Below are 26,503 nucleotides of genomic sequence, written 5' to 3'. Positions count from 1 at the left end.
ACTCTCAAAAATCAAAATCATACCTATTTAAAATACATCCAAATTATGATATTTTTATATTACTAAAAATTAGACAAATCTCCACCCATCCCTCTTCAATCAGTTAAATCTTTTATTATTTTTTAACACTAGCAATGTTGAATTCATCAAGACCATTGTCCTACTAAAACTACTTTAACTAGATTTTTTTAAGTTCAAGTGTATTGGGAAGGTTTTCAACATATCAATTCATGTTTGCTCTATTTTTTGCATGTATAAAATTAAGAAGTTGTATATAATCATTTTCTTGTCCAATATCAAATCTTTTTCCATCAATAATTTTGCCATACACGTTCTTTGTCTTAAGTAAAGACTCTATTGCGTCAGTTAGTTGATACTCACCTCCGTGCCCAGGCTCAATCTTTTTTAACACTTGAAATATATTTGGCGTAAAAATATACCGTCCGACAACAGCAAGATTAGATGGAGGATTTACTTTCGGTTTTTCAACAATATTTGTAATCTGAATATAGTCTTCTTTAACACTATCTCCTTTAACAATTCCGTATCTATCCAAATCTTCAACTGGTACAGTATGGATACCTAACACACTACTTTTTGTCTCTTCGTATACCTTGATTAGTTGATTTAAGGGGGTTTCTTTATTAGAAATTATGATATCATCTGGCAAAAGCACTGCAAAGGGATGCTTACCAATAAATGTTTCTCCTAATTTTATTGCCTCACCAAGTCCTTTCGCATACGGTTGCCTTACATAATGAATTTGTATATTAGGGATATTATATTTTTTTAATAACTCCACCTTTTGTTCCCTTTCTAAAAATGCCTCTAGTTCTAATGAATAATCAAAGTAATCAACTATTAAGTTCTTTCTACTTGAAAGAATGATTAATATTTGTTCAATCCCTGATTTCACAGCTTCTTCTACAATATAATGAATTGCAGGTTTATTACCTATTGGAAACATTTCTTTCGGAACTACCTTTGTAATAGGAAGGCTTCTTGTACCATAACCAGCAGCTGGAATGATCGCTTTTTTTATCATTTCCCTTTCTCCCCCCTTCTTCTACATGCTTTCAATACTATATTCAGGAAACCCCTTAACCGCGCATCACAAATTTAAAAAAGGCTCCTATCTTACATCGACTGTATGAATAGGCCTTTTCCTATGTCACCATTTTAACTTGTCCGCTAATATACTGTAAAAACTAGTATTAACTATAGAAAGGTGACTTGCCGTATGAATATATGTATTATAGGATCTGGTTATGTTGGACTCACATCAGCAGCAGTTTTAGCCGATTTGGGGCATTCTATTATTTGTGTCGATAAAGATCATAATAAAATCCAAGCTCTTCAGAACGGAGAATGCCCAATTTACGAACCAGGTTTAAAAGAACTTATTCAAAAGAATCGAAAACAACTAAAATTCCAGCATGATATTAGTCTAGCTATACAACAATCATCAGTTATTTTTATCGCTGTAGGAACTCCTTCTACCCCCAGTGGAAAGACAGATTTAAAATATTTATACTCTGTTATTGATTTATTAGTTCCAACAATAACAGAGTATAAAACAATTATTACCAAAAGTACAATTCCACCTGGAACGAATCAACATTTATATGAAATGCTCATCAAAAATGGTGTACCTTCATTTCTATTTAATATTGTTTCTAACCCAGAATTTCTCCGTGAAGGATCTGCTGTTCAAGATATGCTTTTTCCAGATCGAACTATTATTGGTATCCAAAAAAATGATACAACGTCATTAAAAGTTATGCAGAACATATATGAAAAGATTAATGCTCCATTCATTTGTACGGGCTTAAGAGAGGCAGAATTAATTAAATATGCAGCCAATGCATTTTTAGCTACAAAAATATCCTTTATAAATGAAATCGCCCGAATTTGTGACGCGTATCACATTGATGTTAATGAAGTAGCAAATGGAATTGGCTACGATTTTCGAATTAATCCCCATTTCCTTCAGGCAGGAATGGGATATGGAGGATCGTGTTTTCCAAAAGATTTACATTCACTCATATATACTGCAAATGATAAACAGATAACAGTTCCTATTTTACAAGCTGTACAATCCATTAATTCTACACAGATTGACCTCTATATTGAAAAAATTAAAAATGTCATAAAAGTACAATCTTCAAATAAAGTAACTATTTTAGGAATTTCCTTCAAACCAAACACTGATGACATTCGTAGTTCACTCGCTGTAAAACTTCTTGAAAAATTACTTCCTCTTGGTTACAACCTTCATGCGTATGATCCAAAAGCATCTCTTCCTCCACATTTGAAAAAACAAGTTTTTCAACATAATAACCTACAATCCTCAATAACAAATTCTGATTGTATAGTTCTTGCCACAGAATGGGACGAATTTAAAAAAATTAATTGGCAACAAGTGAAACAATTAATGAAAGGATGCACAATTGTGGATGGACGAAATTGTATTGATAAAGATGAAATAGAGCAGTGCGGTTTACACTATATAGGAGTTGGTCGCTCATGAAAATACTTGTAACAGGAGCCGCCGGTTTTATTGGTTCTCATTTATGTCAAGCATTACTTGAAAATAAGTCATATCATGTAATGGCTATTGATCACTTTATTGGCCCTACCCCACAGACTTTAAAAACAGATAATATTCGGACCCTCCAAAAGAATCCACGATTTCAATTCATTAGAGAAAATATATTAACTGCAGATTTAACCAGCCTTTTAAAAGATGTGAAAATCGTATATCATCTAGCTGCTATTCCTGGTGTAAGAACAAGTTGGGGAAAAGATTTCCATCCTTATGTAACCAATAATATACTTGCTACACAATATTTACTTGAAGCATGTAAAGAGATAAAGTTAGAGAAATTCATTCATATATCAACATCTTCTGTTTATGGAGAAAAATTTGGGAGAGTTTCTGAAGACTTACTACCCAATCCACTTTCTCCGTATGGTGTCACAAAATTAAGTAGTGAACACCTATGCCATATTTATCACAAAAATTTTCATATACCAATTGTGATTTTAAGATATTTTACTGTTTACGGACCTAGACAACGACCGGACATGGCATTCCACAGATTAATTAAACAAATACTAAAAAGTAAACCTCTCACAATATTTGGTGACGGCACACAAACACGTGATTTTACCTATATCGATGACTGTATACGAGGAACCATTGCTGCTTTAGAGACAAGCGAAGATATAATAGGAGAAGTTATAAATATCGGTGGAACAGAACGATCTTCCGTTTTGAATATCATTTCTACACTAGAAAAAATATCAGGTAAATCAGCAAATAAAATTTTTCTAAAATCAATTCCTGGCGAACCAAAACAAACATGGGCAGATATATCTAAAGCTAATAAATTGTTGCAATATCGTCCTGTTGTTTCTTTAACTAATGGATTGGAAGCAGAATATAAGTATATAAAACAACTCTATAAAGGAGATTAGTTCATGAAAATTGCATATATATGTACTGAAAAATTACCTTCTCCAGCAATTAAAGGTGGTGCAATTCAAATGATGATTGATGGAGTATCACCCTATATATCACAAGAATTTGAACTTACTATTTTCTCCATTTCAGACCCAAGTCTTCCAGAACAATCAACACATGATAATATTCATTACGTGTATTTCCCCCAAATAAATTATGAACAGAATGTTATCAAGGCACTTCAATCCAATACCTTTGATATTATACACGTTTTTAATCGCCCCAAAAATATTCCCTTATATCAACAAGCTTCTCCAGACAGTAAATTTGTATTAGGCCTTCATAACGATATGCTTGCTGAACACAAAATATCCATTCCTGAAGGCAACTTCATTACTGAAATAGTTACAGCTATCGTTACTGTTAGTAACTATATTAAAGAAACAGTAATTGAAAGATTCCCACAAGCTGAACATAAAATTTCGGTTGTTTACTCTGGTGTAAACATAAAAACATCTCCTCCAATTTGGACGCGCAAAGGACAAGAAATTAGAAATGAATTTCGTAAAAAATACTCTATCCAAGATAAAAAGGTGATTCTATTTGTTGGGAGATTGACCAAAAATAAGGGACCAGATATACTCATCCATGCCATGAAAGAGATTGTTAAAGTCCATAAAGATGCGGTACTCGTTATAGTTGGAGGTAAATGGTTTAGTGATAACAGAGTAAATAAATATATAAAAAAATTGCATAAACTTGCTAAACCTATTAAAGAACACGTAATTTTCACTAAATTCATACCAGCGGATCAAATTCATAATATTTTTTTAATGGGAGATATTTTTGTTTGTAGCTCGCAATGGCATGAGCCATTAGCACGTGTGCATTACGAATCAATGGCTGCTGGAATCCCCATTATTACAACAAACCGTGGTGGAAATGCAGAAGTTATAACGGACGAACATAACGGCTGTTTAATTGAAGAATATAATAATCCAAAAGAGTTTTCTAGGCTTATCCAAGCTTTGTTATCTCAACCAGAATTCGCAAAATTGATGGCTCAAAATGGCAGGCAGATAGTTGAAAAAAACTTTACATTTAAGCATACAGCTAATAAGTTAAAACAAGTATATAATCAAGTGACAATACAAAAAAAACAACCTGTAGAAAATATCCTGCGTCCAATTAAAATTCATTTTATATAAAATGAGACTTTAAACAATGTTTTCCTGCTTATTTTCAGTTGTACTACTTGAAATTTTACAGGATGTGGGATGAAATTGAACTTATTGATGGATACATTTAGTATTTTTATTCCACAAAATAAACAAGAATATAATACAAATCCCCCCTAAGATAAAGGGGGGATTTGTATTATGCGTCGTCCTCTTCGTCCTCTTCGTCTTCTTCGTCTTCTTCGTCTTCATCGTCTTCTTCGTCTTCTTCATCGTCTTCTTCATCTTCTTCATCTTCTTCATCTTCTTCATCTTCTTCATCTTCTTCGTCTTCTTCGTCTTCTTCGTCTTCTTCGTCTTCTTCGTCTTCTTCGTCTTCTTCGTCTTCTTCATCTTCTTCATCTTCTTCATCTTCTTCGTCTTCTTCGTCTTCTTCGTCTTCTTCGTCTTCTTCGTCTTCGTCTTCTTCGTCTTCTTCGTCTTCTTCGTCTTCTTCGTCTTCTTCAGTAAAGGTTATTTCTGTTTCATCAACATATTGAACTTCTACTTCTATACCAGTATGTGCACCAGATTGAATTACTTCAGCCAAGAGTTTTAATACCTCTTGTATTTCTTGATCAGAATTAATACTGAAGCCATTCTCAAAATCTATTTTTATTTTTACTCTTTTTACATCAGCCATTTACATAACTCCTTCCTTATTTGATTTATATTTAAAATATGCTAGAAAGTATAAAATGATTGTTGTAATTGCGGACTTTTCATTATTCTTTTCCCTTGAAAGGCTTTAAAATTTCAGCTATCCATGGTCTTTTTAATGGATCATTAGGAGTAACAATTTTTATTTTAATTTTTGGTTTTTCTGGCTCAGTAGTAATTGACTCCAATTGTACGGATTCCTCTTCAACGATTTGAATATCTTCATCATAGATTCCATCATCAATTTTCCTAACTAGTGTGTCTGTTTTACTACTTATTGTTTCTAACTCTAGTAATCCTACTGTCGGTAACTCTACTAACTCTATATTTTGAATGATCGCTAAGTTCTCTAATATAGATGATTCATCAAGTACAATGTCTTTTTGTTTCTCTAATGTTTGCTCATACTCTGACATTTCCCATCCCATCGGTCCTGGTGGAGAAAACATAAATTTTTCTAAATCTAAAATAGGTATGACTATTTCTTCTGGTTCTAAATTCATTTTCTTCCCCCTCCACTCTTATTCTTGATTTCACCATAAACATCTGAAAATCGAGATAAAAATCCCTCCTTAGAATCTTCAAGTGCGATTATATTTTGTAATGCCCAAATATATTTTTCATCAGACCAAGAACGCTTTTGCCCTAAATAATATTTATGTGCAATTGAACATAATAAATGAGGAAACGTTAAATCCGTCCAAAGTATGCGATATTGTTTTTCAGTTAACTGATTTTCTGAATCGTAAGCACTCAGCATATGAATTACTAAATCAACATCCCAAACTGACATTTTTTTCATCACTTTATTTAAAATAATACGCAAATCTCTTACTGGTAAATCATTTGTAATAGAATGTAACTCCTTCATAAAAATAGCATCATCTATTTCCTCAAATCTTGCCAATGTAAAGTCTTGTTGACAAAAACTTTTAGATGCAATTACTTGCTTTGTCCATTCATTATAAAATGGTTCATCAATATCTTGTAATGCCCTTTGGGCACGGACTATCATTTTATCAACATATTCTAAAAACATTTTCGAAAACACATCATTAGGATAAGATTGTGCAATTCTTTTGTTCCCTTCTAATTCTTGCAATTTCCATCTATATAACTTATGCCATTTTCCTAATCGACTTCTCATTTTACTTTCTGGATGCGGAATATATCCTTCTGATGCTTGATGAAACCTACCTGCATATATAAGCACTTTTTCCAATTGCTCTTTATTATAATAAATCACTTCTTTTCCTTGATGTTTATCATATAATACATATGCATACTCATCCGCTCCAATACAATATCCCCCCCTTTTTGTTTGATGCATTTTTGTAATTGGCAACCCTTTTTGAAAAAGATGTAAATGTGCTCCCGCAATAAATAACATTCTTTTCGGTTTCATATGTGCTTGTTTTAATATTTTTAACCCTGCATTTGTCTCCACTTCCCAAACAGTTCTTCCGCTTCTACTTGATTGTAGAATAATATTATTTACCTCAAATGGATAAAAACTAAGAATTCTATTTAAATGTTCTTTCTCTAATCCAGCTATTTCTTCCAATTCTCTTCATCCTCCCCTTGAATTCAATAGCACTTCTTTATATACTCCAATTAAATTCATGGCAACACGATTCCAACCAAAATCCTTTTCAACTTTTAAACGTCCATATTTCCCCATTTGAACTCTCGTAGATTCATTATTTAATAGATTAATAATTTTCTCTGCATATGCATCAGGGTTCTCGAAATCATTGACAATGTAGCCATTTTTCCCTTCTTCAATTACTTCAGGGTTACCACCCCGATTACTAGTTATAATTGGTAATCCCGCCGCCATCGCTTCATAATGTACCCTTGCAAGAGGTTCTTGCCACTGAGAAGAACAAACGAAAAGATCTGACATAGCGTACAGTGTTGGAATATCTTTAGGCTTAACAAATTTAATAAAGATTACATTATTTTGAAACATTGCTCCCAATGTATATAGATGTTTTACATAGTTGTTTACGTTGTTATCACCAAACCATTTTGACCCTATAAAAACCATTACAATATCCGGGTTTTTTTCAATGATTTTAGGTAGAGCTTGTAGCAAAATATGAGGTCCCTTTACTTTACTCAAACGTCCAACAAACAAAATCACCTTTTTATTTTGCAAATTCAACTCTTTCTTTACATAACGTTTAACTTCTTTTCCATTTATAGTCCAAGCAGGATAGTATTCATTTAAATCTACACCTGAATACACTGTTTTTGTCTTAGGCTTTGCTATCTTAAAACGAGAGGTAATTGTTTCTCCTATATAATCACTAACTGTAATAATTTTTGAAACAGCTTTAATACATTCCTCTCCTTCTTGATCACTCATCTTTTCATACGCAAACATTTCATTATGCACACTTAATACAAATTTTGTCTTTGTTGCCACTTCACTTAAAAGCGTAATCCAATTAGGGCGATTACATAAATGAACCACATCATATTGTTGATTTCTCAAATGTTCCAGAATATCATAAAGATATCCCTCTTCTGCAAAGCGTATATATCTTACACCACCCTTTTTTTCTTCCGATTTTAAATTTGGATCTGTTATGGAAATAACTGTTACATCATTTCCTTTAGAGGCAATAATGGAGGCAACGGAATCTATATAAATTTGAATAGCCCCCCCTCTTACAGCAGGTACAGGTAGCTTTTCAGTAGAAATTATTGCAATCTTCATTTTTCACCCTCCCTATTTCATAAAAATACAATTCTTTTCAATATATGTTACGGAATAAGTTTTATCATTGTGAATTATTCATTGTTTTTTCTATTCTTTACAATCAAAATTAGGCAAAATATCACTTTTTTATTTTAAAGGCGAATGTCTCAAACAAAATTGACCATGCACCATAAAGTAATAAGAGAATACAAAAGGATGGTGACATATTTGGAAATTCAAAATGAGGAAGCGGCATATATACTATCACCTGAAGAAGAGGAAAAGTTAATATCGTTAGCAGAAAGCATGATTAAACATTGGGATATCCATACAACTACAATCGAGCTTATACAAGGTGGTCAACTTGCTCTAGTGTGGAAAATTCATACTTCAGATGGACCATTTTGTTTGAAAAGAATCCATCGCCCTGAAAAGAAAGCTTTATTTTCAATTCATGCTCAAGATTATCTTTCTAAAAAAGGCATGCGTGTTCCAAATATAATCCCTAATATAAAGAACCAACTCTATACAAAACACGGTCCATTTTTATTTGTTTTATACGAGTGGATTGAAGGTAGACCTTTCGAACTAGCTATGCAGGAAGATCTTGAAATGATTATGAAGGGATTAGCAGATTTTCACTTAGCTTCAATTGGTTATAAGCCACCCCCAGGTATACCTATCTTTACAAAATTAGGTCGCTGGCCTAATCATTATATTAAAAGATTTCAACAAATGGAGGTTTGGAAAAACCTATCTGCAACTTTGATTGATGACCCTTTTTCACAACTATACTTAGCTGAAATCGATCCTTTTATTACAGAAGCAAAACTTACGTATCAACGTTTATTAGAGTCTGAATATCGAAAGTGGACAGAAGAATTACATGTATCCCCAAATTTATGCCACCAAGATTATGGTACAGGAAATTCTTTACTTGATACGAATAATCAAATTTGGGTAATTGATTTAGATACCGTTTCATTCGATCTACCGATTCGGGATTTACGTAAAATGATTATTCCTTTATTAGATACAACAGGTACATGGAACGAAGACCAATTTAACATTATGATTAATGCATATGAATCCGTTTCTCCATTGACAGCTGAACAAAAAAAAATCATGTTTATCGATATGCTATTTCCTTACGAGTTATATGATGTAATCCGTGAAAAATACGTCAGAAAAGCCCCACTACTTGCTGATGAACTCGCTGGAGCTATGGAGTATGAAAGGATAAAATCAAAGGAATTAAATATATTAATAGATAAATTTTAAAGTCACTTAATTATTCGATATGATTTATTTTTAAACTAAACCTGCAGTTCAAATACATCTTCGAATTTAAATCAGTAGGTTGCTTCAATTACAGAAAAAATGATTTTACATTCATTGAAGACATACGATATTAGAAATGATGTTCCAATTGAGTTTGATTCAAAATCACCTTAATTATAATAAGATATCTTTCCTATATAAATAAAGTAACGTATTTCTTACTATAATAAATATAAAGTTTAAATATGGGTCTGAATACGAAAAAGAAAGTTTTATGTGTTAACTCATAACAAATTATTTATATATCACATACACTTAAACTATATAAATTTTATGTATATTAATAAAAAAAGCATGACATAAAATCGTCATGCTTTTTATTTTCATTCAATAGTTTTTAAGTTTTAACTTGTTATTCAACTCTTTTCCCAATAAAAGACTGCTTTACTTGTAACTAGTAAAAATCCTCCACTTCATAAAAAACCTCATTTGCTTCTCTATCCGTTGAAAACATGACAATGGACATTTCAAACGGCTGAACAAAAGCTGTAAAATCTAATATATTTATCGCTTTATAACAGTTAAACGGTATTGTCTCATTGTAATACGAATCGAATCATCCGATTTCCCTTTAAAAGTTTGTTTAATCTTCAATTGCAAACAAATTACTATCGCTAAATAATGTGTCTATATAAATTTTTATATAAATTTAATCGATGAATGTTAACTTATTTAAGAATGTAGTGATAATACTTTTTACAGATTCAAAATTATTAGCACATGTATTATCTCCACTTAATGATGTAATTACGGTTAATCCTGCTGCTTTAATAAAATGTTTTACATCTAAGTGCATAGAAATAGCCTTCATGAATTTAGTTACGCCTATTATTACAGAAGTATTGCGACTGAAACATGGAAGGAATAAACAAACGTCCTCTTTAAGGATTTATTTTCTACTCTCAACTTGTTTTAGCGCATTATATACTGATTCGATTTCTTATTGTATAAAGTGAAAATTTAACTAGTGTGGTAGCGTCTATCCCCACTGATTATTAGTCCACACCAATCGGGCTTTTCCGAGTAGTTACTCTCCCGCCCATCTTCTTTGCTTTACAGCTAAACTTACGGTGAGAGTCTTACTGCCTGTTAATTCGCGATAAATAAAAAGGCTGCCCTAATATAGGACAGCTTCAAATATGTATACATATTACACTTCGATTGACTTACCATCTTCAACAATATGATAAAGTAAGTGAGCTAAATGATGAATTGGGCCATACTCTTCCTCTTCCTCATCTGTTTCACCGTGGAACTCAAGATCATTTAAGTATAGTGCTAAAAATTGATAGTATAATTTTAAATCAAATCCGTAGCACGCAGTTGGCTCTTCATGATCTCCTTCGTATTGTAACATTAAGTATTGATCATTTCCTTCTGCATCTTCTGCGTCAAAGAATACAAAGAATCCAACGTTTGTATCTAAATCAAATAGATGACGAGTACCTTTTTCTGTTGCTTTATTGAAGTCCTCTTCACTTAATTTATGTACTGTTGTCGCTTTAGCATTATCTTCTTGATGGAAATTTACTGTAAATGTTTTCAATGCTGACACCTCCTGATTGTATAATACTAGCATAACATATAAAAAGGACTGCTTACAAATGTAAACAGTCCTTACATTCATTTTCGCATTGCTCGTAATAAGAAACTTACAATAAAGATTAAAATAACCGCACCGATTAAAGCTGGAATAATTGCAAATCCACCAATTACCGGACCAAAACTACCCAGTAATTTCGTACCAATCCAAGAACCGATAATACCAGCAATAATATTACCAATTACACCACCAGGTACGTCTTTTCCAGTAATTAAGCTTGCAAACCATCCTAATATACCACCTACGATTAAAGACCAAATCATATGATAACCTCCTTTATATTTCACCAATCAAATTATAATTAGAAACAATTGCTTACCATTAGTTATGTTACATTTTTCATTAGTTATTCATACAGATCAACTATTAGATTATTTCAAAATAATGAACGACCAGTTTTTTCGTCTTCTGGTTGATGCCGTTCGTATTACACAAATTAAGGACAATCGGGCTTTAATATCGTTCGCATAAATTCTTCTTTAAAAGCCGGATAGTTAAAACCAACCGCAATTTTTTGAATAGGCCTATTATCAAACGTTGTCGGCTCAGCTATTTTTCTAAAATCTGCTACACTTTGTCCTCTTGTTACGTCATTTGTCGTACTAATCCAAACTGCAGATTTTTTATATTCAAAAATATCATCATTTATAAATGAAATAAACGGAAGCAAATCGTGAATCGGACTTCCAGTAATACCCGGGTATTCTTTTTTATAAAAGTTCTCATAATAAAAATCTATCATTGGTTTAATAAGCTTTGCCTGCCCTGTTCCTTCTTTATTAATAATATCCAACATTTCAGGAGTAATTCGTGCTTCTTGCGTGACATTTAAAGGATAAATAGTCGCATTCTTTGCGTACTTCATTACAATATTTGCGGCGATTGGATCTCCATAAAAATTCGCTTCTGATACAGGAGTAACGTTACCAGGAAATAAAAAAGCACCGCCCATAATATAATACGAACATACCTTATCCATTACATTTGGATATAATAAAAATAACGTTGCCAATGTTGTTAATCGTCCTGTCGCTACGATAACAATATCTTCTGGACAAGGTTCAATTAATTTAATTAATTCACAAAAATTTTCCCGTTTACAAATCCTCATATCAGGTGGAATAATTGGTCCTAAACCGTGATCCCCATGAATTTCTGGGAAGAATAATGGCTCTTCAGCTGTCATTGGTCTTGCTGCACCTTCAATGATCTTTACTTCTGTAGCATAGTATCTTTCTAAAAAATACACATTTTCCGTTACAATTTCTCGCGATACATTTCCATATTCAGCAACAATACCTAAAATATCTAATTTACATGTTTTATTTACATAAATTAACGCCACAGCATCGTCAATACCAAAGTCTCCAAAAAAGATGATTTTCTTATTAACTATCCTCACCCCTCTTCAACATAATCTACTATTATTATTATGTGAAAAAGACAAGGCTGTGAAACGGTGCAAACTAAAAAAGCCGCCTATTTATTGGCGACTTCGATCTTTTTATAAGATAAATATGCTAGTACATTTTTACTTGAATCGTATTTTGGATTATTTCCTTTTCTCGGTTCTCTCAAATGTGTTTTTTCAAATCCAGGAATATCCGGCATTTTCTCCATAAATTCAAGCATTTCTTCTTCAGTTCCTTCAATACGTACGCGAATCATTATTACTTTTCCTCAATTCTCATTTTCTCTGTACTAAGTATAACGTACATTGAAAAGACTGCAAGAAATTTATCTTTTTAATGTCGCGCTTTTTTTACATACAAACAATGCCATTTCAGTATAAAACGATATAATTTTATTATTTTCATATTGAATGTTAAAGAATTCTTGCATTTCAACTGATGTTTTCATCATACATTCTGTTAACTTCATACGTTTCTGCAAAGGTACATTCATCATATCGCACCACCAGTCAAATTCAAACTTCTTGTCAAAAGTAAGACATGACTGCATTTGCAAACCGTTTTTTTCTAACAAAGTAATCCATTCTGTTTTTTTCAACGCTCGTTCATGACTCGGATCTCGCTTTTTTTCTATAAAATTATAAAATGTATCGTATTCATTATTTTCCGGTGAAACATTATCTATTAAAATAAACAATCCATTATCTTCTAACGTACGATTTACTTCATAAATAAACTGAGCTGGATTCGTAAAATGATGTGCTGCAATTCGGCACGTAATCGTATCAAAAGAACTATCGGAAAACGGTAAACTTTCAGCGTTTCCATCGACGAAAGATACATTATCATGTCCATTACTTATAATAAAGTTTTTCGCATTCTCTAACATTTTTTCTGTTAAGTCTAAAGCAACTACTTCTTGAAACAATGGAGCTAATACATTCGCAACATGTCCTCCACCAGTAGCAATATCAAGAAGACGCTTATTATGACGAGACTCAACTTGTCGAACTACATATTGTAAATCCGGTCCTTTTGCATGAATTTTACTTTTCACATACTTTTCCGCATTATTACCAAACTGTTGTTTTACAAGCTCTTCTTTACTCATTTTATCATCTTCTTTCTATTGTTATTTACATATAGAATTCATATAATAATTAAAGTTCTCTTTATGTATTTTCAAATCCTCTTTTCGGCTCACTTCTTACCATGCTGTCCTATCATCAATATAATATAGATTTTACGTTTTATTATTAAACAAAAAAAGCTACGGGAACTTGTCCCCTAACCTGACTAAATATCTATTACATTTTTACTTTTTCATATACATCTATATAATATAAATCCTCTTTCAACTTCATAATAACGTCTACTTCGTTATAAGTAGCCTCACGAGCATGTAAACCAAATTGATCCATGCCAATCCATATCCATCCAGGTGTATAATATAGAACGTCAATGTTAAAATAATCTAATTTAGTAAGCTCCGATTTAATAAATTTATCATTATTAGCGATTTGTTTATCTATTAAACCATATTCTTTTCCATTTTCCAATAACGATATAATTTTCCCTACAATCGGATGTTCACGCACAATAAAGTGATATTCCTTTTCCTCCACATTCGCCACAATCAAACGAGAATCAGATAAATCCATCCCTAAATTCGACATCTTAATTTATTCACCTCCTTTATGAGTTTCACAAACATAATAACAAATGAATATTCAAATAAAATTAATGTATTGTAAAAAAAATATAAAAACTGACTCCCCTTTAGAAATCAGCCTTTATATTTTGATCATCTGTATACTTTTAGCAACTATTATAATGTTTCTTTTTCCTCATCATTCCCGGAAACTAAATTTCCAATAGCATCAGCCGTTACTTCAACTACAAATTCACAAATACCTGCTACTACTTCTCCAATCACTTCATCCATCTTTTTTACCCCCTTATTTTATGTAACTTATTTGTAGTATAGATGAAATTAGTTATTTTTTACTATCAGAAAACGTGACAACAGCATTACAGTTTTGTAAGCTTTTTCAATTTGTTTAGCTTCTATCCTTTGAAACTCCAAGTATGATTAACAAGCATATAGGCCATCATAAGTTTAGGTAAGTTCCAATTATGCTAGAGGAGGCGTGTAAAATATACTACGTAAAATTAATTAAAGGTCAATCATTCTATGCTTTTGATCATCGTTTCTTAATGTCTGAAGAAGAAGAGGTTTCCGAGAAAGTTTATAATTACTTACGTCGTAATGAATTTTTCGAAGTGCGTAAAGAAGAATATTCTGCTTAATTACAAAAAGCATCAAGAAAAATATCACCTAATTGTGGTATATTCTTGATGCCTTTATTCGATTTCCCTCTTTTCAACAATTGTGCTCCATTCTCTTAATACATTCTATTATTTGTCCAAGCTATTTCATTGCTACTTTCATATTTTAGTATATGAGGAGGTGACGAATATGACTCATATCATTGATTACCAGGCTACTCAACCTATAAGTAAAACTGGTGAAACAACTTTTGCAATCCCAGCTTCTCCAAATAAAGCAATTCTAGCAAATTTGAAATTGAGAATTTCAAGTAGAGATTCACGTAATAATCGAGTAGAATTAATCGCTACAGTTGGCGTAAAAGGTATAACTGAGATTTCACAAATTTTATTCCGAATTTTCCGTGATAACATTGAAATTTTTAATACACAAGTAGGTATTGAATCTACAGATTCTGAACAATTCTATGCTCAAACATTTCAAGCTATAGATCAAAACGTTGGCAGTGGAACACACCAATATTCATTAACTGTAGAAAACCTAACTAGTGGTGCAAGTGCAGAAGTTATTGGTCCTCTATCTTTTAGCGCATTAGCTATTGGACAAGAACGTAAATGCTGCTAAGCCAATCTAATATTTAATTTTGTACTTGAGAAAAGCGAGACGTACTATGTACGTTCTTGCTTTTTTATATGTATCCTTACTTTCAATAGACACTTCATCATTAATTTTTCACGTTTTTATTGCTTATTTCACCAACTAATAAATCAATTTTTTAACAAATCAAAAAGATTGAAATCCATTCATGAAACACGTAATATAGACTCTGACTCTAAAAAAATTCGTTATAAATTATACATAAAATAAGGAGGTTTTATATACGAGTTTTTCATTTTAAAAGACGGAGAGGTTTTATATTATGTGGCGTAATAAAAATGTTTGGATTGTATTAATTGGGGAGTTTATTGCTGGTTTAGGGTTATGGCTTGGTATTCTTGGTAACCTTGAATTTATGCAAAAATATGTCCCTTCTGATTTCATGAAATCAGTTATATTATTTATCGGACTATTAGCAGGTGTTCTAGTTGGTCCTATGGCTGGTCGCATTATTGATCAGTATGAAAAGAAAAAAGTTCTTCTTTATGCCGGATTCGGTCGTGTTATTAGTGTTATTTTCATGTTTTTCGCTATCCAATTTGAAAGTATCGCCTTTATGATTGCATTTATGGTTGCTCTTCAAATTTCAGCAGCATTTTATTTTCCTGCATTACAATCTGTAATTCCACTTATCGTACGTGAGCATGAATTATTACAGATGAACGGTGTACATATGAATGTAGGTACAATCGCTCGTATTGCAGGTACTTCACTAGGTGGAATTCTTTTAGTTGTAATGAGTTTACAGTATATGTATGCCTTCTCAATGGCAGCATACGCTTTATTATTCCTCTCAACATTCTTCCTACAATTTGAAGATAAAAAATCAACAACACCAAGTAAACAAGCTGCAAAAGATAATAGTTTTATGGAAGTATTTCGTATTTTAAAAGGAATTCCAATTGCTTTTACAGCACTTATATTAAGTATTATCCCTCTATTATTTATAGCTGGATTTAATTTAATGGTAATTAACATTAGTGAAATGCAACATGATCCGACAATTAAAGGATTTATATATACAATTGAAGGCGTCGCATTTATGTTAGGTGCCTTCGTTATTAAACGTCTATCTGATCATTTCAAACCTGAAAAGTTACTATATTTCTTCGCAGTTTGTACTGCTTTTGCACATCTATCATTGTTCTTTAGTGATATAAAATGGATGTCTCTTACATCGTTTGGCTTGTTTGGCTTTAGTGTCGGCTGCTTCTTCCCTATTATGTCGACAATCTTCCAAACAAAAGTGGAAAAAAGCTATCACGGCCGTCTCTTCTCATTCCGTAATATGTTTGAGAGAGTGATGTTCCAAATTGTCTTACTCGGCACAGGCTTCTTCTTAGATACGATTGGATTGCAGTACATGGTCTTAATTTTCGGCGTCATTTCATTATTAATTATTTTCATTTCATTATCTAAACAGAAACAATATGAAAAACAACCTTCGCAATCTGCGAATTTATAACATAAACAAAGACGCATGAATCATATTAGATTAATCCATGTGTCTTTGTTATATAAAACCTTATTTATTACGCTTATTGTAATTATTTAAAGGAGTACCCTCTTTCACTTTCGAATACAGTATACTAACATGATATATACAGGAGTTGCGAAATTGTCTGATGGTATGCAGTTATTTATTATCTTTATTTTTGTATTAGCTCTGTTTAGCATCATAAACTTTTTAGCTATTTCCCTTTCTCAACATAACTTTAAAAGAAGAATTGTGGCAGGTTTCATATTTTTACTGTTAACTCCCATTATCTTTTTGACTACTTCAGCTTTAACTTCTATATTCAATAAAGCTAGTTTTGGAGCAGTCAACCTAACCTTTTCTATTGTAAATGTATATATTTTAAATGGCATTGTCATTCTTCTTTCCGCTTCATTTATCCACAAAAAACAAAACATAAGATAGTACACTAGGCATGAATCTGACTTTACACTAGATTCATGCTTTTTCAATTCCCCCTAAATTTTTATATGAAATTAAATAATTCTTTATAAAAATTTAAACTTTATTTATTACAATGTTCGTATCGTATTCGCACGTTTATTGATAAAGAAAAGAAAGGAGTACAAAATGAAAAAGGTTCTATTAATTATTCCAATATTCATCGTTCTACTTAGTGGATGTAGCAATAATGATATATACGGTTCTTGGGAGATCATTGACGACAAAAACGGTCTTTGCCCTGCATCTTATAAATTTGAAACAGTTGTAAAAGAAGAAAAGAAAGAAAAAATTGTTCAAAACTTAGTGGAAATGCAAACAACGAAGAAAAAAGAAGATTTATACAAAGGTTCATTTATAAAAGATTCTAATGTATATCACATTGATTATGGTAACTCATTTACATCAGATCAAACTATAAAAGTTGTCGATGGTACATTAAATGTATACTTTTATGCAGTGGAAAGATTATGTACATATAAAAAGAAATGATTACACCTCATATGAAACGCAGAAAATATTTTCTGCGTTATTTTATTTCACAAAGCTTTCTCAAAAGGTTTCCCTCTTTTAAATCTTTTAATTTAAATGTAATATTATACAATAACAATATTTTTACTGTGAGGTGCTTTTTTTGAGAAGTTTAAGTTCATTAATTGTGTCAACAATCTGTTCCATTATCCTAATCCTATGGAATACATTTTCATTTTATGAAAAATTCACGACAGGAGATTCATACTATTGGCTTAGTGGTATATTAGGCCTCGTTTTCGTGTTCTTTTTTATCCAAAATATGCGGGATATACTTCACAAAAACTACAAAACTTCCTAAACATAATAGACAGTTCAGTTAACCGATCTACCTTATTTACACCACCCCTTTCAAAATAGACTAATCCTCCCTCTAAATTTGTCAATCGTTTTAATTTTCATAAAAAAATGATAAAATGTAACCATGTGTTTTCAGAATAATTAAAAACGCGGAAAGAAAACACTGTTTTTAGGAGGGGTTTTGATGACTTACACGTTAGCAACTAGAATGAAAGCATTCCAATCTTCTATATTTAGTGAATTAGGGGCCTATAAAAAAGAAAAAATTGCAGCAGGTCACAAAATGATTGATTTAAGTATCGGGAATCCTGATATGCCGCCTGCTGACTTCGTAAGAGAAGAAATGGTACATACAGCAAGTGAAAAAGAAAGCTATGGATACACATTAAGTGGTATTAAAGAATTTCACGAAGCTGTAACTGAATATTATAATAACACTCATAATGTTAAATTAAATGCTGATAAAGAAGTTTTATTATTAATGGGTTCACAAGATGGACTCGTTCATTTACCTATGGTTTATGCGAATCCGGGAGATATTATATTAGTTCCTGATCCAGGATATACAGCTTATGAAACAGGAATTCAAATGGCTGGTGCAACATCCCACTACATGCCTTTAAGGAAAGAAAATGATTTCTTACCTAACTTAGAAGCCATCCCTGAAGAAATTGCCGATAAAGCGAAGATGATGATTTTGAACTTCCCAGGGAATCCCGTTCCGGCAATGGCTCATGAAGATTTCTTTAAAGAGGTAATCTCATTCGCGAAAAAACACAATATTATCGTTGTTCATGATTTCGCTTATGCTGAATTTTATTTTGATGGTAATAAACCAATTAGCTTCCTCTCTGTACCTGGTGCTAAAGAAGTTGGCGTAGAAATCAACTCTTTGTCAAAAAGTTATAGTTTAGCGGGTAGCCGCATTGGATATATGATCGGAAACGAAGAAATAGTTCGTGCGCTTACTCAGTTTAAATCAAATACAGATTACGGAGTGTTTTTACCCATTCAAAAAGCCGCATGTGCTGCACTGAGAAATGGGGCTGCTTTTTGTGAGAAAAATCGCGGTATTTATCAAGAGCGTAGAGATACTTTAGTCGACGGTTTCCGAACATTTGGTTGGAACGTCGATAAGCCAGCTGGTAGTATGTTCGTTTGGGCTGAAATTCCACAAGGCTGGACTTCTCTAGACTTCGCTTATGCATTAATGGATCATGCGAATGTCGTTGTTACACCAGGTCATGCATTTGGACCTCACGGGGAAGGCTTTGTACGTATTGCACTAGTTCAAGATAAAGAGGTGTTACAACAAGTTGTGGAAAACATTAGAAATAGCGGTATTTTTTCTCTTGAAAAAGCAAATGAATTAGTTAAAAATTAATGATAGCTCCCCTGCTTAACTGTAGCAGGGGTATTATTCATTGGAGGTATTTTCATATGCATATTAAAGACACTCTTCCCCATCGTTATCCATTTTTAATGATTGATAAAGTGACAAATGTAAAACATGGTGAATCCGTTACGGGATATAAACTCATTACAAATAATGAGTGGTTTTTAAATGATAGTCAAAAACATATGCCTCATATGTTAATCGTAGAAGCACTTGCTCAACTTAGTGCATTTGTACATACAAGTGACTCTCAAGGATTAGGCTTCCTCTCCTCATTAGATGGGGTTGAATTCCACGGAAAAGCACATCCCGGTGATAAACTTGATTTACATTATGAGCTAACTCGCAATCGCCGAGGTTTTGTTCTCGGTAAAGGCACCGCAACTGTTAATAACCAGCCGATTGTAACGATAGAAAAGCTATTAATATATCAAGCAGAATAGAGACGATGTAATTCACCCGGGTATCTATCTCCTACAAATTCGTCTCACCAACATGAACAGAGTAAACAAATTACTTGGTTAGGAGCAGGAAGATGGAAAGTACTATCGGTATTGATGCTGGAGGAACATTAACGAAAATTGCTTACTTGAACGAAAAAAAGCAATTAGCTTTTGAAAAATTTTATTCAAATGAACAAGATAAAATAATAAATTGGCTTAAGAAAAACACTGGTAAAAAACAAATATGTATTACAGGTGGTAAAGCAAAACAATTACAGCAACTACTTTCAGACTCATATAAAATAGTAGAACTAAACGAATTTGAAGCTACTCTTATAGGTGTCCGATACATTTTAAAAGAAGAGAAATATGATATAAACAACTTTATTTTAACAAATATCGGTACAGGTACTTCTATTCATTACGTTTATAATGACAAATATATTCGAGCTGGTGGAACTGGTGTTGGCGGTGGTACTATTATGGGACTTTCAAAATTGTTAACAAGTATAGATCATTTTGAAGATGTGATCCCTTTAACAAAAATAGGTTCTAGAAAAGAACTAGATATTACGGTTGGAGATATTTATGGTGGAATTCTCTCACCTATTGATAATAGCTTAACTGCAAGCAATTTTGGTAAAGCCGCTATTACAGAATCAAATTATAATAGCTCAGATATACTTGCTACTGTACAAGGACTTGTCGGTGAAGTCGTTACTGCATTAAGCCTTCAATTCGCCGAAACAAAAAACATTAACCATATTATTTATATTGGTTCGACTCTATGTAATAACGTACACCTTCAAAATATTATTAGTAGCTACACAAAATATCAAAATAAAACACCTATTCTTTTACAAGATGGTGGTAATAGCGGTGCGATTGGTGCTTTACTCCATGTTACAAATAAAAAAGGCTGACTTTTGTCAGCCTTTTTTCAACGGCACTTCAAATTCAATAATTGATTCTCCGTTCTTCCCAATTCGCTCTACACTAATTCTATCAATTACACATTGTAACTTTTCAGGGAAACTATGAATATCCTTAGCTACTTCAGCAGCTAACTCAGCACTTTCTTTTCTCCCGACTGTTACATGCGGTATGTACGGAATATCTTCTTTCAAAAATTGTATTAAAGGTCCTGTATACAGCATATCATGTAGTTCTTCTATTTGTTCTTTCCCTCCCTCAACTTCTAAAAACAAATAGTTTCCTACATTAGTGATACGATTTGCAAACTCAATTTCAATTTTGCCTACCCCTTTTGATACATTAAAAATATGAGATTTTAATTCATCATTTGAAATATTACTCTTAAATGGAAATACGATTGTTATATGTGGTGGAATTAATCCAAATAAAGGATCATGTTTTTGTCTAATGTTCTCTATTTTATTGATGGACATGTTATTTAGAAAAACTAAAATTGTACGCATTTTTATACCCTCTACTTTCCCTCATCTTAATTTGTATCATATTCTATGACAGCCTTGCACTTCAACAAATAGTTTTGCTTACATGTAAAAATAAAAAACTTCTCAAATGAGAAGTTTTCATATAACATGATTACTATTTTCCCGCCAAACTTTCCTAAACTTTATATAACAAGCAATTCTCCACGGAATAATATACGATACTGCAACAACATAAAATAATAAACCAATCGTTTGCTGATCTAAGTCAACAATATATTGTCTTGAACCATATCTCAAAACGACAAGTGCAATAAAAGTAATTAAAAAAGCTGCACTTTTTTTCGTATAAATATTCCCATCATCTCTCCGCTCATAATTTGTTAATACTATAAGCGGCACAGCGAAAAGTACACCAATGAATACCGCTATAACTACTTGTAATATAGCTGGATGTACGGGACCTAAAAACCATACAATACCTGGTGTTAAAAATAGTAATGGCCATAAAATACGTTTTCCCGATCCCTTTATTGGCTTATGCATGGAGCGATAACGACGCCAAAATATTAGTAGTGCAATACATAAAAAGACTGTTATTAATGAAGAAGTATCTCCCATTTACTTTTCCTTCTCTCTAAAATAATAATCTAGTACTATTTTAAACCGTTCGTTCAAATGATACTTTACGAATAAATATACTACTAGTTATGATAAAAAGAATAGTTAATCCGATTGAAATAACAGTAAAATAAGGAATGTCGATTAAAGATGCATCGTTTGTAAAAATTAAACCTTTTATCCCCGCTTCTCCATAAAGTACACTATTCATTGATAAGAAAAGTGTCCCACCAATCATAAGACCGATCCACTTAAATCTTTGCTTAAACACGACTACTAGTTGAAAGAAACATGCTGTCGTAACATAAAATAAAAATTGTAAAATAAATTGTTGTACCAATTGCTCCCAAAAGTTAACATTTACTACGTTATATTTTAAATCTTGTAAAAGCATAACTTGAAGAAATGAAAATAATGCAGATTGAAGTACAATATAACAAATTGCTCCGATAAAATATTGTGTTCTCGTTACACCGAATGAAACCGCTAAACGAAACAGCTCGTCTTGTATGATGAAAACACTTCCTACTATAAATATCATAATAGCTATCGAAGGATTATTGATAATTTCGGGTAAATAACCAATTTCCACTGCATTTATATGAGCAACATTTAAAGCTCCTTTTATTAATAAAGCTACAATCCAAAATATTAATAGTGCTTTATAATGAAAATTTATATGTAACTTTAACTGCTTCATTAATATCGTCATTTTACTTCACCACCAGTTATGTGAATAAATAATTTTTGTAATGTTATTCCATCAACTACTAATCCTAATTCTTCAATAGAGTCATAATCTTCATTAGACAATTTTCCCCATATAACAGCAATACCCTTATTTCCATAAACTTCTCGATTTAATACTTTTTTATTGATTGAGAACTCGTCCACTTTATCTTTTTGCCCTGAAATAATCTGAACTTGTTGTAATAAATCTTCTACCAATGATTGAACAACTAATCTTCCTTCTTTTATGATTATCACATCTTCAATAACATGAGTTACTTCTTCTACTAAATGTGTTGACAATATAATTGTTCGTGGATACTCACCGTAATCTTCTAGTAGTAGACTATAAAATAATTCACGGTGTGCTGCGTCTAAACCTGTAGTTGGTTCATCAAAAATAGTAATTGGCGCTCTACTTGCTAATCCTTGAATAATTCCTACGACTGTTTGCATACCATGGGATAGTTTATGGTATTTCTCTGTCATATTCAGCTGAAATTTATCTGCCAGTTCTTCAGCATAAGCTCCATCCCAATTTTTATAAAACATGCTACACATCTTAAAAAATTCTTTTACTTTATAACTTAAATGAGCCTCTTCTTTTACTCTAACAAAACAAATATTTTGCATCGCTTTACTATTTTCAAATACATTTTCACCAAATACAGATACACTTCCACTACTCGAAATAATTTGTCCTGCTAGTAAGTTTAATAAAGTCGTTTTCCCTGCTCCGTTCCTTCCAAGCAAACCATATATTTTATGCTCTTCCAATGAAATCGTTACTTCATTTACAGCTATTTTCTTTTTGTATTTTTTTGTTAACTCTAACGTTTCAAGTGCAATCATCCCTCTTTCCCCTCCTTCGTAATTTTTTGAATCATATCCATCAATTCATCTTTTGATATTTCTAGCACTTTCGCTTCTTCCCACACTTTAGGTAAATATTCGGTCATAAAAGTGTTTTGTCTTTTTTTTAGTACAACTTCTTTCGCTCCCTTTGCAACAAACATCCCGATCCCTCTCTTTTTATATAAAATCCCTTCATCCACTAATACATTTACCCCTTTAGCTGCAGTAGCTGGATTTATTTGTAACATCTTCGCAAATTGATTTGTTGATGGAACTTGTTCTTCTTCAAGCAATATGTCTTTTAAAATATCAGATTCGATCGTTTCTGCAATTTGTAAGTATATTAATTTATTTTGCTCTAGAGTAGGTTTCACAGTTTCACCACCTTAGGTTTATAGGTTCATTACTTATGTAATTAACCATATCACATTAAATTATTTATTTCCATAAATTTCTTTTACAAAAAAGAGAGCCATTCTTAAACGAATGACTCTCTTTCTAAAATAAGAAATTTTCTATACTAACTCCATCTTTGTCCCTCCAATTATTTCGACTACTTTATTGGATATTTAACAAATAAAGATTTTCGGAAATCTTTATCATTCACAAACCTATTAATTTTTTTGTTATTATCATTAAGGAACTTTACTACTTTGTTTTTATCCCATAAATTATCTTCTTTTGGAAAATCATCAAATTTTTCATACAGGACTGATAGTATTTCTTCTCTTTTTATCGTGAAGTTTTTATTTTCTAATTGAAACTCGTAACCTTTTGCATTTGGTACTAAAATCGCAAAATAAATAACGTTAAAGAGAAAATTCTTCTTCATCGTATCCTTACCATCAAACCAATACGTCTCAACCATGTCTTCTGTAAGTGGTCCATTCTCTTTTGCACCATAGTACACCTTTATACTTTCATTCTCTAAACTTATACTTTGAAATGTTTCACCACCGGGTAAATGATTAACAATTGCAACTACATCTGAGTTATTACCAACGTATGTCCCCGCATATTTTTTAAAATCACTTGGTTCCATATCTGATATTTCTTTTATTCTTTCTCCGCTAGAACAAGCAGTAACAAATAAAAAAATTGTTAGCATAACAACCACATTACGATGCATATATTTCATTTAGCAGCCCCCATTCTTATCAACATTTCGTTAATTACAATACTTCTTCTCAAAACCCTTTAAAATATACGCATTTTAATCAAAATTAAAAATTTTCAATTTTCATGTTTACAATTATCCATTAATTGTATATACTTACTAACGTAAGAAAAAAATTCTAAAAGGAGGTCGAAGGAAATGATGAAATTACAATTACATGCTTTAACTTTAGCATTAACTGCATCTGTGTTTTCTGGACAATTAAATATGAATTCGACCACCCTAATGGAGAATTGAAAATCGTACATTATTTCTATTAATTCATAAATTCGCCACAGGAGGTCGTATACTTTCCTGTGGCTTTTTCACGCCCTGCCATAGGAGAACTATATCTTCCTGTGGCTTTTTTGTGCAATTTTTTAGTCACTTACATTATTTTTCAAAGAAAGGAGCAACATTCGATGACTATTAGCGTATTGTTTTTAAGTATTACGATTCAAAGAAATACAATTTCTAAAGGTGAAATTCTTCATAATGAGCAAATTGAAAAAGCTATGAATGATGTTAAGGAGCGCCAAGCGCTTTATTGTGATCACCTGTAATTCCTTTTCGAAAGGAGGAATTCATTTATGACTTTTCATATTTTCTTTTTTACGACTGTACTTCAGAAAAACACTTTATCTGAAGATGAAATCTTTCGTAAACAACAATTAAAACAACTGACTGATAAAATGACTGACATTAAAAGTTCTTACTATACGCAAATGTATTAAAAATATATTTTTAAGGAGCAATATCTTCATGAAATTTAAAGCATTCTTTTTAACCATCACCATTCAAAAACGTGAGCTTTCACAGAATGAGATTTTGCGTGAGCAACACATTCAAACTATTATGAACGAAGTAAAAGAGCATCAAGCCTCTTATTACACACGTCTTTTCTAAATCATTTATAAAGGGGTATTATCTAATGAAATTTAAAGCATTCTTTTTAACAATTACCATTCAAAAACGTAAGCTTTCACAGAATGAGATTTTACATGAACAACACGTTCAAAACATTATGGATGATGTAAAAGAGCGTCAAGCTTCTTATTACACACGTCTTTTCTAAATCATTTATAAAGGGGTATTATCTAATGAAATTTAAAGCATTCTTTTTAACAATTACCATTCAAAAACGTAAGCTTTCACAGAATGAGATTTTACATGAACAACACGTTCAAAACATTATGGATGATGTAAAAGAGCGTCAAGCTTCTTATTACAGCCGTCTTTTCTAATTAACTTATAAAGGGGTATTATCTAATGAAATTTAAAGTATTCTTTTTAACGATTACCATTCAAAAAACTAAGTTCTCAGACAGCGAGATATTGCATGACCATCAAATTAATAAAGCTATGGAAGATGTAAAAGAACGTCAAAGTCACTACTGTAGCCATTTATAGTTCCTTTCGAAAGGAGGAATGTATCATGAAATTTCACCTTTTCTTTTTAACAATTACAGTCCAGAAAAAAAGCCTTTCTGAAGCTGAATTACAACAAGAACAACAATACAAAAAGATTATGGACGAAATTCGAGATCGTAGAAGCGAATACTACTCTCACCTATAATTCTTTAAACATATAAAAATTGAAAGGAGTCGATTATGATGTTGATAGTACGTTGTAAGGAAATGATTTGGATAGTTCAGAGGGATTCCACATAGTTTTATAGAGCTTATATCACACAAGTTTACTGCTAAATTTGATATATAAAAAACATATAATAAAATTACATTAAAA

Annotated in this window: 38 protein-coding genes; 20 read left to right on the top strand and 18 right to left on the bottom strand. The window is 31.9% G+C overall.

Annotation, left to right across the window (positions count from 1 at the left end; all coding sequences use genetic code 11):
• Nucleotides 1-223 precede the first annotated feature (223 nt).
• The gene (locus QCI44_RS13720) at nucleotides 224-1,045 is read right to left on the bottom strand and encodes a UTP--glucose-1-phosphate uridylyltransferase (RefSeq protein ID WP_016087470.1); all 822 of its coding nucleotides are present in this window, start codon (nucleotides 1,043-1,045) and stop codon (nucleotides 224-226) included.
• A gap of 195 nt (nucleotides 1,046-1,240) precedes the next feature.
• Here QCI44_RS13720 and QCI44_RS13715 point away from each other — a divergent pair, with 195 nt between their 5' ends.
• The 3 genes from QCI44_RS13715 to QCI44_RS13705 are packed head-to-tail and all read left to right on the top strand — an operon-like array spanning nucleotide 1,241 to nucleotide 4,674.
• Entirely contained in the window at nucleotides 1,241-2,530 is a 1,290-nt protein-coding gene (locus QCI44_RS13715; protein ID WP_016087469.1) for a UDP-glucose dehydrogenase family protein, read from the top strand.
• Entirely contained in the window at nucleotides 2,527-3,480 is a 954-nt protein-coding gene (locus tag QCI44_RS13710; protein ID WP_353811202.1) for an NAD-dependent epimerase/dehydratase family protein, read from the top strand. Before QCI44_RS13715 ends, QCI44_RS13710 begins: the two co-directional genes overlap by 4 nt.
• A 3-nt stretch (nucleotides 3,481-3,483) precedes the next feature.
• Entirely contained in the window at nucleotides 3,484-4,674 is a 1,191-nt protein-coding gene (locus tag QCI44_RS13705; RefSeq protein WP_116363389.1) for a glycosyltransferase family 4 protein, read from the top strand.
• A gap of 169 nt (nucleotides 4,675-4,843) precedes the next feature.
• Here the strand turns inward: QCI44_RS13705 and QCI44_RS13700 are convergent, their stop codons facing one another.
• The 4 genes from QCI44_RS13700 to QCI44_RS13685 all read right to left on the bottom strand — a co-directional run bounded on the left by QCI44_RS13700 (nucleotide 4,844) and on the right by QCI44_RS13685 (nucleotide 8,068).
• Nucleotides 4,844-5,326, bottom strand: coding sequence for a hypothetical protein (locus QCI44_RS13700; protein WP_353811201.1), 483 nt, complete (start codon nucleotides 5,324-5,326; stop codon nucleotides 4,844-4,846).
• A gap of 82 nt (nucleotides 5,327-5,408) precedes the next feature.
• Nucleotides 5,409-5,846 (bottom strand): hypothetical protein, encoded by a 438-nt coding sequence (locus QCI44_RS13695; protein WP_016087464.1) that lies wholly within the window; start codon nucleotides 5,844-5,846, stop codon nucleotides 5,409-5,411.
• A complete protein-coding gene (cotS, locus tag QCI44_RS13690) occupies nucleotides 5,843-6,907 on the bottom strand; it encodes a spore coat putative kinase CotS (protein ID WP_016087463.1) in 1,065 nt (354 codons plus the stop codon). The genes QCI44_RS13695 and cotS overlap by 4 nt, the downstream gene beginning before the upstream one ends.
• A 6-nt stretch (nucleotides 6,908-6,913) precedes the next feature.
• Nucleotides 6,914-8,068 carry a glycosyltransferase family 4 protein gene (locus tag QCI44_RS13685; protein WP_016087462.1) on the bottom strand — a complete coding sequence of 385 codons (1,155 nt, stop codon included), beginning with the start codon at nucleotides 8,066-8,068 and terminating at the stop codon, nucleotides 6,914-6,916.
• A gap of 198 nt (nucleotides 8,069-8,266) precedes the next feature.
• Between QCI44_RS13685 and QCI44_RS13680 the strand changes: the two genes are divergently transcribed.
• On the top strand, nucleotides 8,267-9,331 hold the full coding sequence (locus QCI44_RS13680) for a spore coat kinase CotI (protein WP_353811200.1): 1,065 nt from the start codon (nucleotides 8,267-8,269) through the stop codon (nucleotides 9,329-9,331).
• Nucleotides 9,332-10,040: 709 nt separating this feature from the next.
• On the opposite strand, the gene QCI44_RS13675 is transcribed toward QCI44_RS13680, so the two are convergent.
• The 7 genes from QCI44_RS13675 to QCI44_RS13645 form a co-directional block, all read right to left on the bottom strand.
• On the bottom strand, nucleotides 10,041-10,187 hold the full coding sequence (locus QCI44_RS13675) for a hypothetical protein (RefSeq protein ID WP_016087460.1): 147 nt from the start codon (nucleotides 10,185-10,187) through the stop codon (nucleotides 10,041-10,043).
• A 354-nt stretch (nucleotides 10,188-10,541) separates the two neighbouring features.
• A complete protein-coding gene (locus QCI44_RS13670) occupies nucleotides 10,542-10,937 on the bottom strand; it encodes a hypothetical protein (RefSeq protein ID WP_000847586.1) in 396 nt (131 codons plus the stop codon).
• 77 nt (nucleotides 10,938-11,014) lie between these two features.
• A complete protein-coding gene (locus QCI44_RS13665; RefSeq protein WP_016087459.1) occupies nucleotides 11,015-11,257 on the bottom strand; it encodes a GlsB/YeaQ/YmgE family stress response membrane protein in 243 nt (80 codons plus the stop codon).
• A gap of 173 nt (nucleotides 11,258-11,430) precedes the next feature.
• A complete protein-coding gene (locus QCI44_RS13660; RefSeq protein WP_353811199.1) occupies nucleotides 11,431-12,396 on the bottom strand; it encodes a nucleoside hydrolase in 966 nt (321 codons plus the stop codon).
• Nucleotides 12,397-12,473: 77 nt separating this feature from the next.
• Nucleotides 12,474-12,662, bottom strand: a complete 189-nt coding sequence (locus QCI44_RS13655) for a DUF3970 family protein (RefSeq protein WP_000621878.1) — start codon at nucleotides 12,660-12,662, stop codon at nucleotides 12,474-12,476.
• A 69-nt stretch (nucleotides 12,663-12,731) separates the two neighbouring features.
• Nucleotides 12,732-13,517: a class I SAM-dependent methyltransferase gene (locus tag QCI44_RS13650; protein ID WP_098486850.1), complete on the bottom strand. Its 786-nt coding sequence runs from the start codon at nucleotides 13,515-13,517 to the stop codon at nucleotides 12,732-12,734.
• 196 nt (nucleotides 13,518-13,713) lie between these two features.
• Nucleotides 13,714-14,082 (bottom strand): hypothetical protein, encoded by a 369-nt coding sequence (locus QCI44_RS13645; RefSeq protein WP_064470057.1) that lies wholly within the window; start codon nucleotides 14,080-14,082, stop codon nucleotides 13,714-13,716.
• A 481-nt stretch (nucleotides 14,083-14,563) separates the two neighbouring features.
• Between QCI44_RS13645 and QCI44_RS13640 the strand changes: the two genes are divergently transcribed.
• From QCI44_RS13640 to coaW, 9 genes are all read left to right on the top strand, one after another.
• Nucleotides 14,564-14,716: a YqbF domain-containing protein gene (locus QCI44_RS13640; RefSeq protein WP_071680000.1), complete on the top strand. Its 153-nt coding sequence runs from the start codon at nucleotides 14,564-14,566 to the stop codon at nucleotides 14,714-14,716.
• Nucleotides 14,717-14,885: 169 nt separating this feature from the next.
• Entirely contained in the window at nucleotides 14,886-15,320 is a 435-nt protein-coding gene (exsC, locus tag QCI44_RS13635; protein ID WP_000148801.1) for an exosporium protein ExsC, read from the top strand.
• 295 nt (nucleotides 15,321-15,615) lie between these two features.
• Nucleotides 15,616-16,818, top strand: a complete 1,203-nt coding sequence (locus QCI44_RS13630) for an MFS transporter (RefSeq protein WP_000269247.1) — start codon at nucleotides 15,616-15,618, stop codon at nucleotides 16,816-16,818.
• Between the two features lie 153 nt (nucleotides 16,819-16,971).
• Entirely contained in the window at nucleotides 16,972-17,274 is a 303-nt protein-coding gene (locus tag QCI44_RS13625) for a hypothetical protein (RefSeq protein WP_071742405.1), read from the top strand.
• A gap of 165 nt (nucleotides 17,275-17,439) precedes the next feature.
• A complete protein-coding gene (locus QCI44_RS13620; protein WP_000756858.1) occupies nucleotides 17,440-17,802 on the top strand; it encodes a hypothetical protein in 363 nt (120 codons plus the stop codon).
• A 133-nt stretch (nucleotides 17,803-17,935) separates the two neighbouring features.
• Nucleotides 17,936-18,142 (top strand): DMT family transporter, encoded by a 207-nt coding sequence (locus QCI44_RS13615; protein WP_445423398.1) that lies wholly within the window; start codon nucleotides 17,936-17,938, stop codon nucleotides 18,140-18,142.
• 183 nt (nucleotides 18,143-18,325) lie between these two features.
• Nucleotides 18,326-19,525 (top strand): LL-diaminopimelate aminotransferase, encoded by a 1,200-nt coding sequence (locus tag QCI44_RS13610; protein WP_016087456.1) that lies wholly within the window; start codon nucleotides 18,326-18,328, stop codon nucleotides 19,523-19,525.
• Between the two features lie 56 nt (nucleotides 19,526-19,581).
• A complete protein-coding gene (locus QCI44_RS13605) occupies nucleotides 19,582-19,980 on the top strand; it encodes a 3-hydroxyacyl-ACP dehydratase FabZ family protein (RefSeq protein WP_000547647.1) in 399 nt (132 codons plus the stop codon).
• Between the two features lie 92 nt (nucleotides 19,981-20,072).
• Complete coding sequence (coaW, locus tag QCI44_RS13600; protein ID WP_098506096.1) at nucleotides 20,073-20,903, top strand: type II pantothenate kinase; 831 nt, start codon at nucleotides 20,073-20,075, stop codon at nucleotides 20,901-20,903.
• Nucleotides 20,904-20,909: 6 nt separating this feature from the next.
• Here the strand turns inward: coaW and QCI44_RS13595 are convergent, their stop codons facing one another.
• From QCI44_RS13595 to QCI44_RS13570, 6 genes are all read right to left on the bottom strand, one after another.
• Nucleotides 20,910-21,419 carry a 2'-5' RNA ligase family protein gene (locus tag QCI44_RS13595; protein ID WP_098506095.1) on the bottom strand — a complete coding sequence of 170 codons (510 nt, stop codon included), beginning with the start codon at nucleotides 21,417-21,419 and terminating at the stop codon, nucleotides 20,910-20,912.
• Nucleotides 21,420-21,536: 117 nt separating this feature from the next.
• Nucleotides 21,537-22,016 carry a CcdC family protein gene (locus tag QCI44_RS13590; protein ID WP_353811198.1) on the bottom strand — a complete coding sequence of 160 codons (480 nt, stop codon included), beginning with the start codon at nucleotides 22,014-22,016 and terminating at the stop codon, nucleotides 21,537-21,539.
• A 40-nt stretch (nucleotides 22,017-22,056) separates the two neighbouring features.
• Entirely contained in the window at nucleotides 22,057-22,728 is a 672-nt protein-coding gene (locus QCI44_RS13585) for a DUF4052 family protein (RefSeq protein ID WP_353811197.1), read from the bottom strand.
• Nucleotides 22,725-23,597: an ATP-binding cassette domain-containing protein gene (locus QCI44_RS13580; RefSeq protein ID WP_064460346.1), complete on the bottom strand. Its 873-nt coding sequence runs from the start codon at nucleotides 23,595-23,597 to the stop codon at nucleotides 22,725-22,727. Before QCI44_RS13580 ends, QCI44_RS13585 begins: the two co-directional genes overlap by 4 nt.
• Nucleotides 23,594-23,974 (bottom strand): GntR family transcriptional regulator, encoded by a 381-nt coding sequence (locus QCI44_RS13575; RefSeq protein WP_000805194.1) that lies wholly within the window; start codon nucleotides 23,972-23,974, stop codon nucleotides 23,594-23,596. The genes QCI44_RS13580 and QCI44_RS13575 overlap by 4 nt, the downstream gene beginning before the upstream one ends.
• Before the next feature lie 179 nt (nucleotides 23,975-24,153).
• Nucleotides 24,154-24,738 carry a DUF4825 domain-containing protein gene (locus QCI44_RS13570; protein ID WP_016087451.1) on the bottom strand — a complete coding sequence of 195 codons (585 nt, stop codon included), beginning with the start codon at nucleotides 24,736-24,738 and terminating at the stop codon, nucleotides 24,154-24,156.
• A gap of 440 nt (nucleotides 24,739-25,178) precedes the next feature.
• Between QCI44_RS13570 and QCI44_RS13565 the strand changes: the two genes are divergently transcribed.
• The 7 genes from QCI44_RS13565 to QCI44_RS13535 are packed head-to-tail and all read left to right on the top strand — an operon-like array spanning nucleotide 25,179 to nucleotide 26,332.
• Nucleotides 25,179-25,319: a YrzI family small protein gene (locus tag QCI44_RS13565; protein WP_000156197.1), complete on the top strand. Its 141-nt coding sequence runs from the start codon at nucleotides 25,179-25,181 to the stop codon at nucleotides 25,317-25,319.
• Between the two features lie 27 nt (nucleotides 25,320-25,346).
• Nucleotides 25,347-25,490: a YrzI family small protein gene (locus tag QCI44_RS13560; protein ID WP_000142720.1), complete on the top strand. Its 144-nt coding sequence runs from the start codon at nucleotides 25,347-25,349 to the stop codon at nucleotides 25,488-25,490.
• A gap of 28 nt (nucleotides 25,491-25,518) precedes the next feature.
• The gene (locus tag QCI44_RS13555; protein ID WP_016087450.1) at nucleotides 25,519-25,662 is read left to right on the top strand and encodes a YrzI family small protein; all 144 of its coding nucleotides are present in this window, start codon (nucleotides 25,519-25,521) and stop codon (nucleotides 25,660-25,662) included.
• Nucleotides 25,663-25,687: 25 nt separating this feature from the next.
• Nucleotides 25,688-25,831, top strand: coding sequence for a YrzI family small protein (locus tag QCI44_RS13550; protein ID WP_064460344.1), 144 nt, complete (start codon nucleotides 25,688-25,690; stop codon nucleotides 25,829-25,831).
• A gap of 25 nt (nucleotides 25,832-25,856) precedes the next feature.
• Nucleotides 25,857-26,000 carry a YrzI family small protein gene (locus QCI44_RS13545; protein ID WP_000668971.1) on the top strand — a complete coding sequence of 48 codons (144 nt, stop codon included), beginning with the start codon at nucleotides 25,857-25,859 and terminating at the stop codon, nucleotides 25,998-26,000.
• Between the two features lie 25 nt (nucleotides 26,001-26,025).
• On the top strand, nucleotides 26,026-26,166 hold the full coding sequence (locus QCI44_RS13540) for a YrzI family small protein (protein WP_000669812.1): 141 nt from the start codon (nucleotides 26,026-26,028) through the stop codon (nucleotides 26,164-26,166).
• A gap of 25 nt (nucleotides 26,167-26,191) precedes the next feature.
• Complete coding sequence (locus QCI44_RS13535) at nucleotides 26,192-26,332, top strand: YrzI family small protein (RefSeq protein WP_000668506.1); 141 nt, start codon at nucleotides 26,192-26,194, stop codon at nucleotides 26,330-26,332.
• Nucleotides 26,333-26,503 lie beyond the last annotated feature (171 nt).

This window comes from Bacillus cereus group sp. RP37, assembly GCF_040459695.1.
In the GTDB taxonomy this organism is placed as follows: Bacteria; Bacillota; Bacilli; order Bacillales; family Bacillaceae_G; genus Bacillus_A.
This window is presented reverse-complemented; position numbering and strand designations above follow the sequence as displayed.

What these genes read in the sequence shown, in the direction of transcription:
- QCI44_RS13720 (WP_016087470.1), bottom strand. Translation starts at nt 1,045, where the DNA reads ATGATAAAAAAAGCGATCATTCCAGCTGCTGGTTATGGTACAAGAAGC.
- QCI44_RS13715 (WP_016087469.1), top strand. Translation starts at nt 1,241, where the DNA reads ATGAATATATGTATTATAGGATCTGGTTATGTTGGACTCACATCAGCA.
- QCI44_RS13710 (WP_353811202.1), top strand. Translation starts at nt 2,527, where the DNA reads ATGAAAATACTTGTAACAGGAGCCGCCGGTTTTATTGGTTCTCATTTA.
- QCI44_RS13705 (WP_116363389.1), top strand. Translation starts at nt 3,484, where the DNA reads ATGAAAATTGCATATATATGTACTGAAAAATTACCTTCTCCAGCAATT.
- QCI44_RS13700 (WP_353811201.1), bottom strand. Translation starts at nt 5,326, where the DNA reads ATGGCTGATGTAAAAAGAGTAAAAATAAAAATAGATTTTGAGAATGGC.
- QCI44_RS13695 (WP_016087464.1), bottom strand. Translation starts at nt 5,846, where the DNA reads ATGAATTTAGAACCAGAAGAAATAGTCATACCTATTTTAGATTTAGAA.
- QCI44_RS13685 (WP_016087462.1), bottom strand. Translation starts at nt 8,068, where the DNA reads ATGAAGATTGCAATAATTTCTACTGAAAAGCTACCTGTACCTGCTGTA.
- QCI44_RS13680 (WP_353811200.1), top strand. Translation starts at nt 8,267, where the DNA reads ATGGTGACATATTTGGAAATTCAAAATGAGGAAGCGGCATATATACTA.
- QCI44_RS13675 (WP_016087460.1), bottom strand. Translation starts at nt 10,187, where the DNA reads ATGCACTTAGATGTAAAACATTTTATTAAAGCAGCAGGATTAACCGTA.
- QCI44_RS13665 (WP_016087459.1), bottom strand. Translation starts at nt 11,257, where the DNA reads ATGATTTGGTCTTTAATCGTAGGTGGTATATTAGGATGGTTTGCAAGC.
- QCI44_RS13655 (WP_000621878.1), bottom strand. Translation starts at nt 12,662, where the DNA reads ATGATTCGCGTACGTATTGAAGGAACTGAAGAAGAAATGCTTGAATTT.
- QCI44_RS13650 (WP_098486850.1), bottom strand. Translation starts at nt 13,517, where the DNA reads ATGAGTAAAGAAGAGCTTGTAAAACAACAGTTTGGTAATAATGCGGAA.
- QCI44_RS13645 (WP_064470057.1), bottom strand. Translation starts at nt 14,082, where the DNA reads ATGTCGAATTTAGGGATGGATTTATCTGATTCTCGTTTGATTGTGGCG.
- exsC (WP_000148801.1), top strand. Translation starts at nt 14,886, where the DNA reads ATGACTCATATCATTGATTACCAGGCTACTCAACCTATAAGTAAAACT.
- QCI44_RS13630 (WP_000269247.1), top strand. Translation starts at nt 15,616, where the DNA reads ATGTGGCGTAATAAAAATGTTTGGATTGTATTAATTGGGGAGTTTATT.
- QCI44_RS13620 (WP_000756858.1), top strand. Translation starts at nt 17,440, where the DNA reads ATGAAAAAGGTTCTATTAATTATTCCAATATTCATCGTTCTACTTAGT.
- QCI44_RS13610 (WP_016087456.1), top strand. Translation starts at nt 18,326, where the DNA reads ATGACTTACACGTTAGCAACTAGAATGAAAGCATTCCAATCTTCTATA.
- QCI44_RS13605 (WP_000547647.1), top strand. Translation starts at nt 19,582, where the DNA reads ATGCATATTAAAGACACTCTTCCCCATCGTTATCCATTTTTAATGATT.
- coaW (WP_098506096.1), top strand. Translation starts at nt 20,073, where the DNA reads ATGGAAAGTACTATCGGTATTGATGCTGGAGGAACATTAACGAAAATT.
- QCI44_RS13595 (WP_098506095.1), bottom strand. Translation starts at nt 21,419, where the DNA reads ATGCGTACAATTTTAGTTTTTCTAAATAACATGTCCATCAATAAAATA.
- QCI44_RS13590 (WP_353811198.1), bottom strand. Translation starts at nt 22,016, where the DNA reads ATGGGAGATACTTCTTCATTAATAACAGTCTTTTTATGTATTGCACTA.
- QCI44_RS13585 (WP_353811197.1), bottom strand. Translation starts at nt 22,728, where the DNA reads ATGACGATATTAATGAAGCAGTTAAAGTTACATATAAATTTTCATTAT.
- QCI44_RS13580 (WP_064460346.1), bottom strand. Translation starts at nt 23,597, where the DNA reads ATGATTGCACTTGAAACGTTAGAGTTAACAAAAAAATACAAAAAGAAA.
- QCI44_RS13570 (WP_016087451.1), bottom strand. Translation starts at nt 24,738, where the DNA reads ATGAAATATATGCATCGTAATGTGGTTGTTATGCTAACAATTTTTTTA.
- QCI44_RS13565 (WP_000156197.1), top strand. Translation starts at nt 25,179, where the DNA reads ATGACTATTAGCGTATTGTTTTTAAGTATTACGATTCAAAGAAATACA.
- QCI44_RS13560 (WP_000142720.1), top strand. Translation starts at nt 25,347, where the DNA reads ATGACTTTTCATATTTTCTTTTTTACGACTGTACTTCAGAAAAACACT.
- QCI44_RS13555 (WP_016087450.1), top strand. Translation starts at nt 25,519, where the DNA reads ATGAAATTTAAAGCATTCTTTTTAACCATCACCATTCAAAAACGTGAG.
- QCI44_RS13550 (WP_064460344.1), top strand. Translation starts at nt 25,688, where the DNA reads ATGAAATTTAAAGCATTCTTTTTAACAATTACCATTCAAAAACGTAAG.
- QCI44_RS13545 (WP_000668971.1), top strand. Translation starts at nt 25,857, where the DNA reads ATGAAATTTAAAGCATTCTTTTTAACAATTACCATTCAAAAACGTAAG.
- QCI44_RS13540 (WP_000669812.1), top strand. Translation starts at nt 26,026, where the DNA reads ATGAAATTTAAAGTATTCTTTTTAACGATTACCATTCAAAAAACTAAG.
- QCI44_RS13535 (WP_000668506.1), top strand. Translation starts at nt 26,192, where the DNA reads ATGAAATTTCACCTTTTCTTTTTAACAATTACAGTCCAGAAAAAAAGC.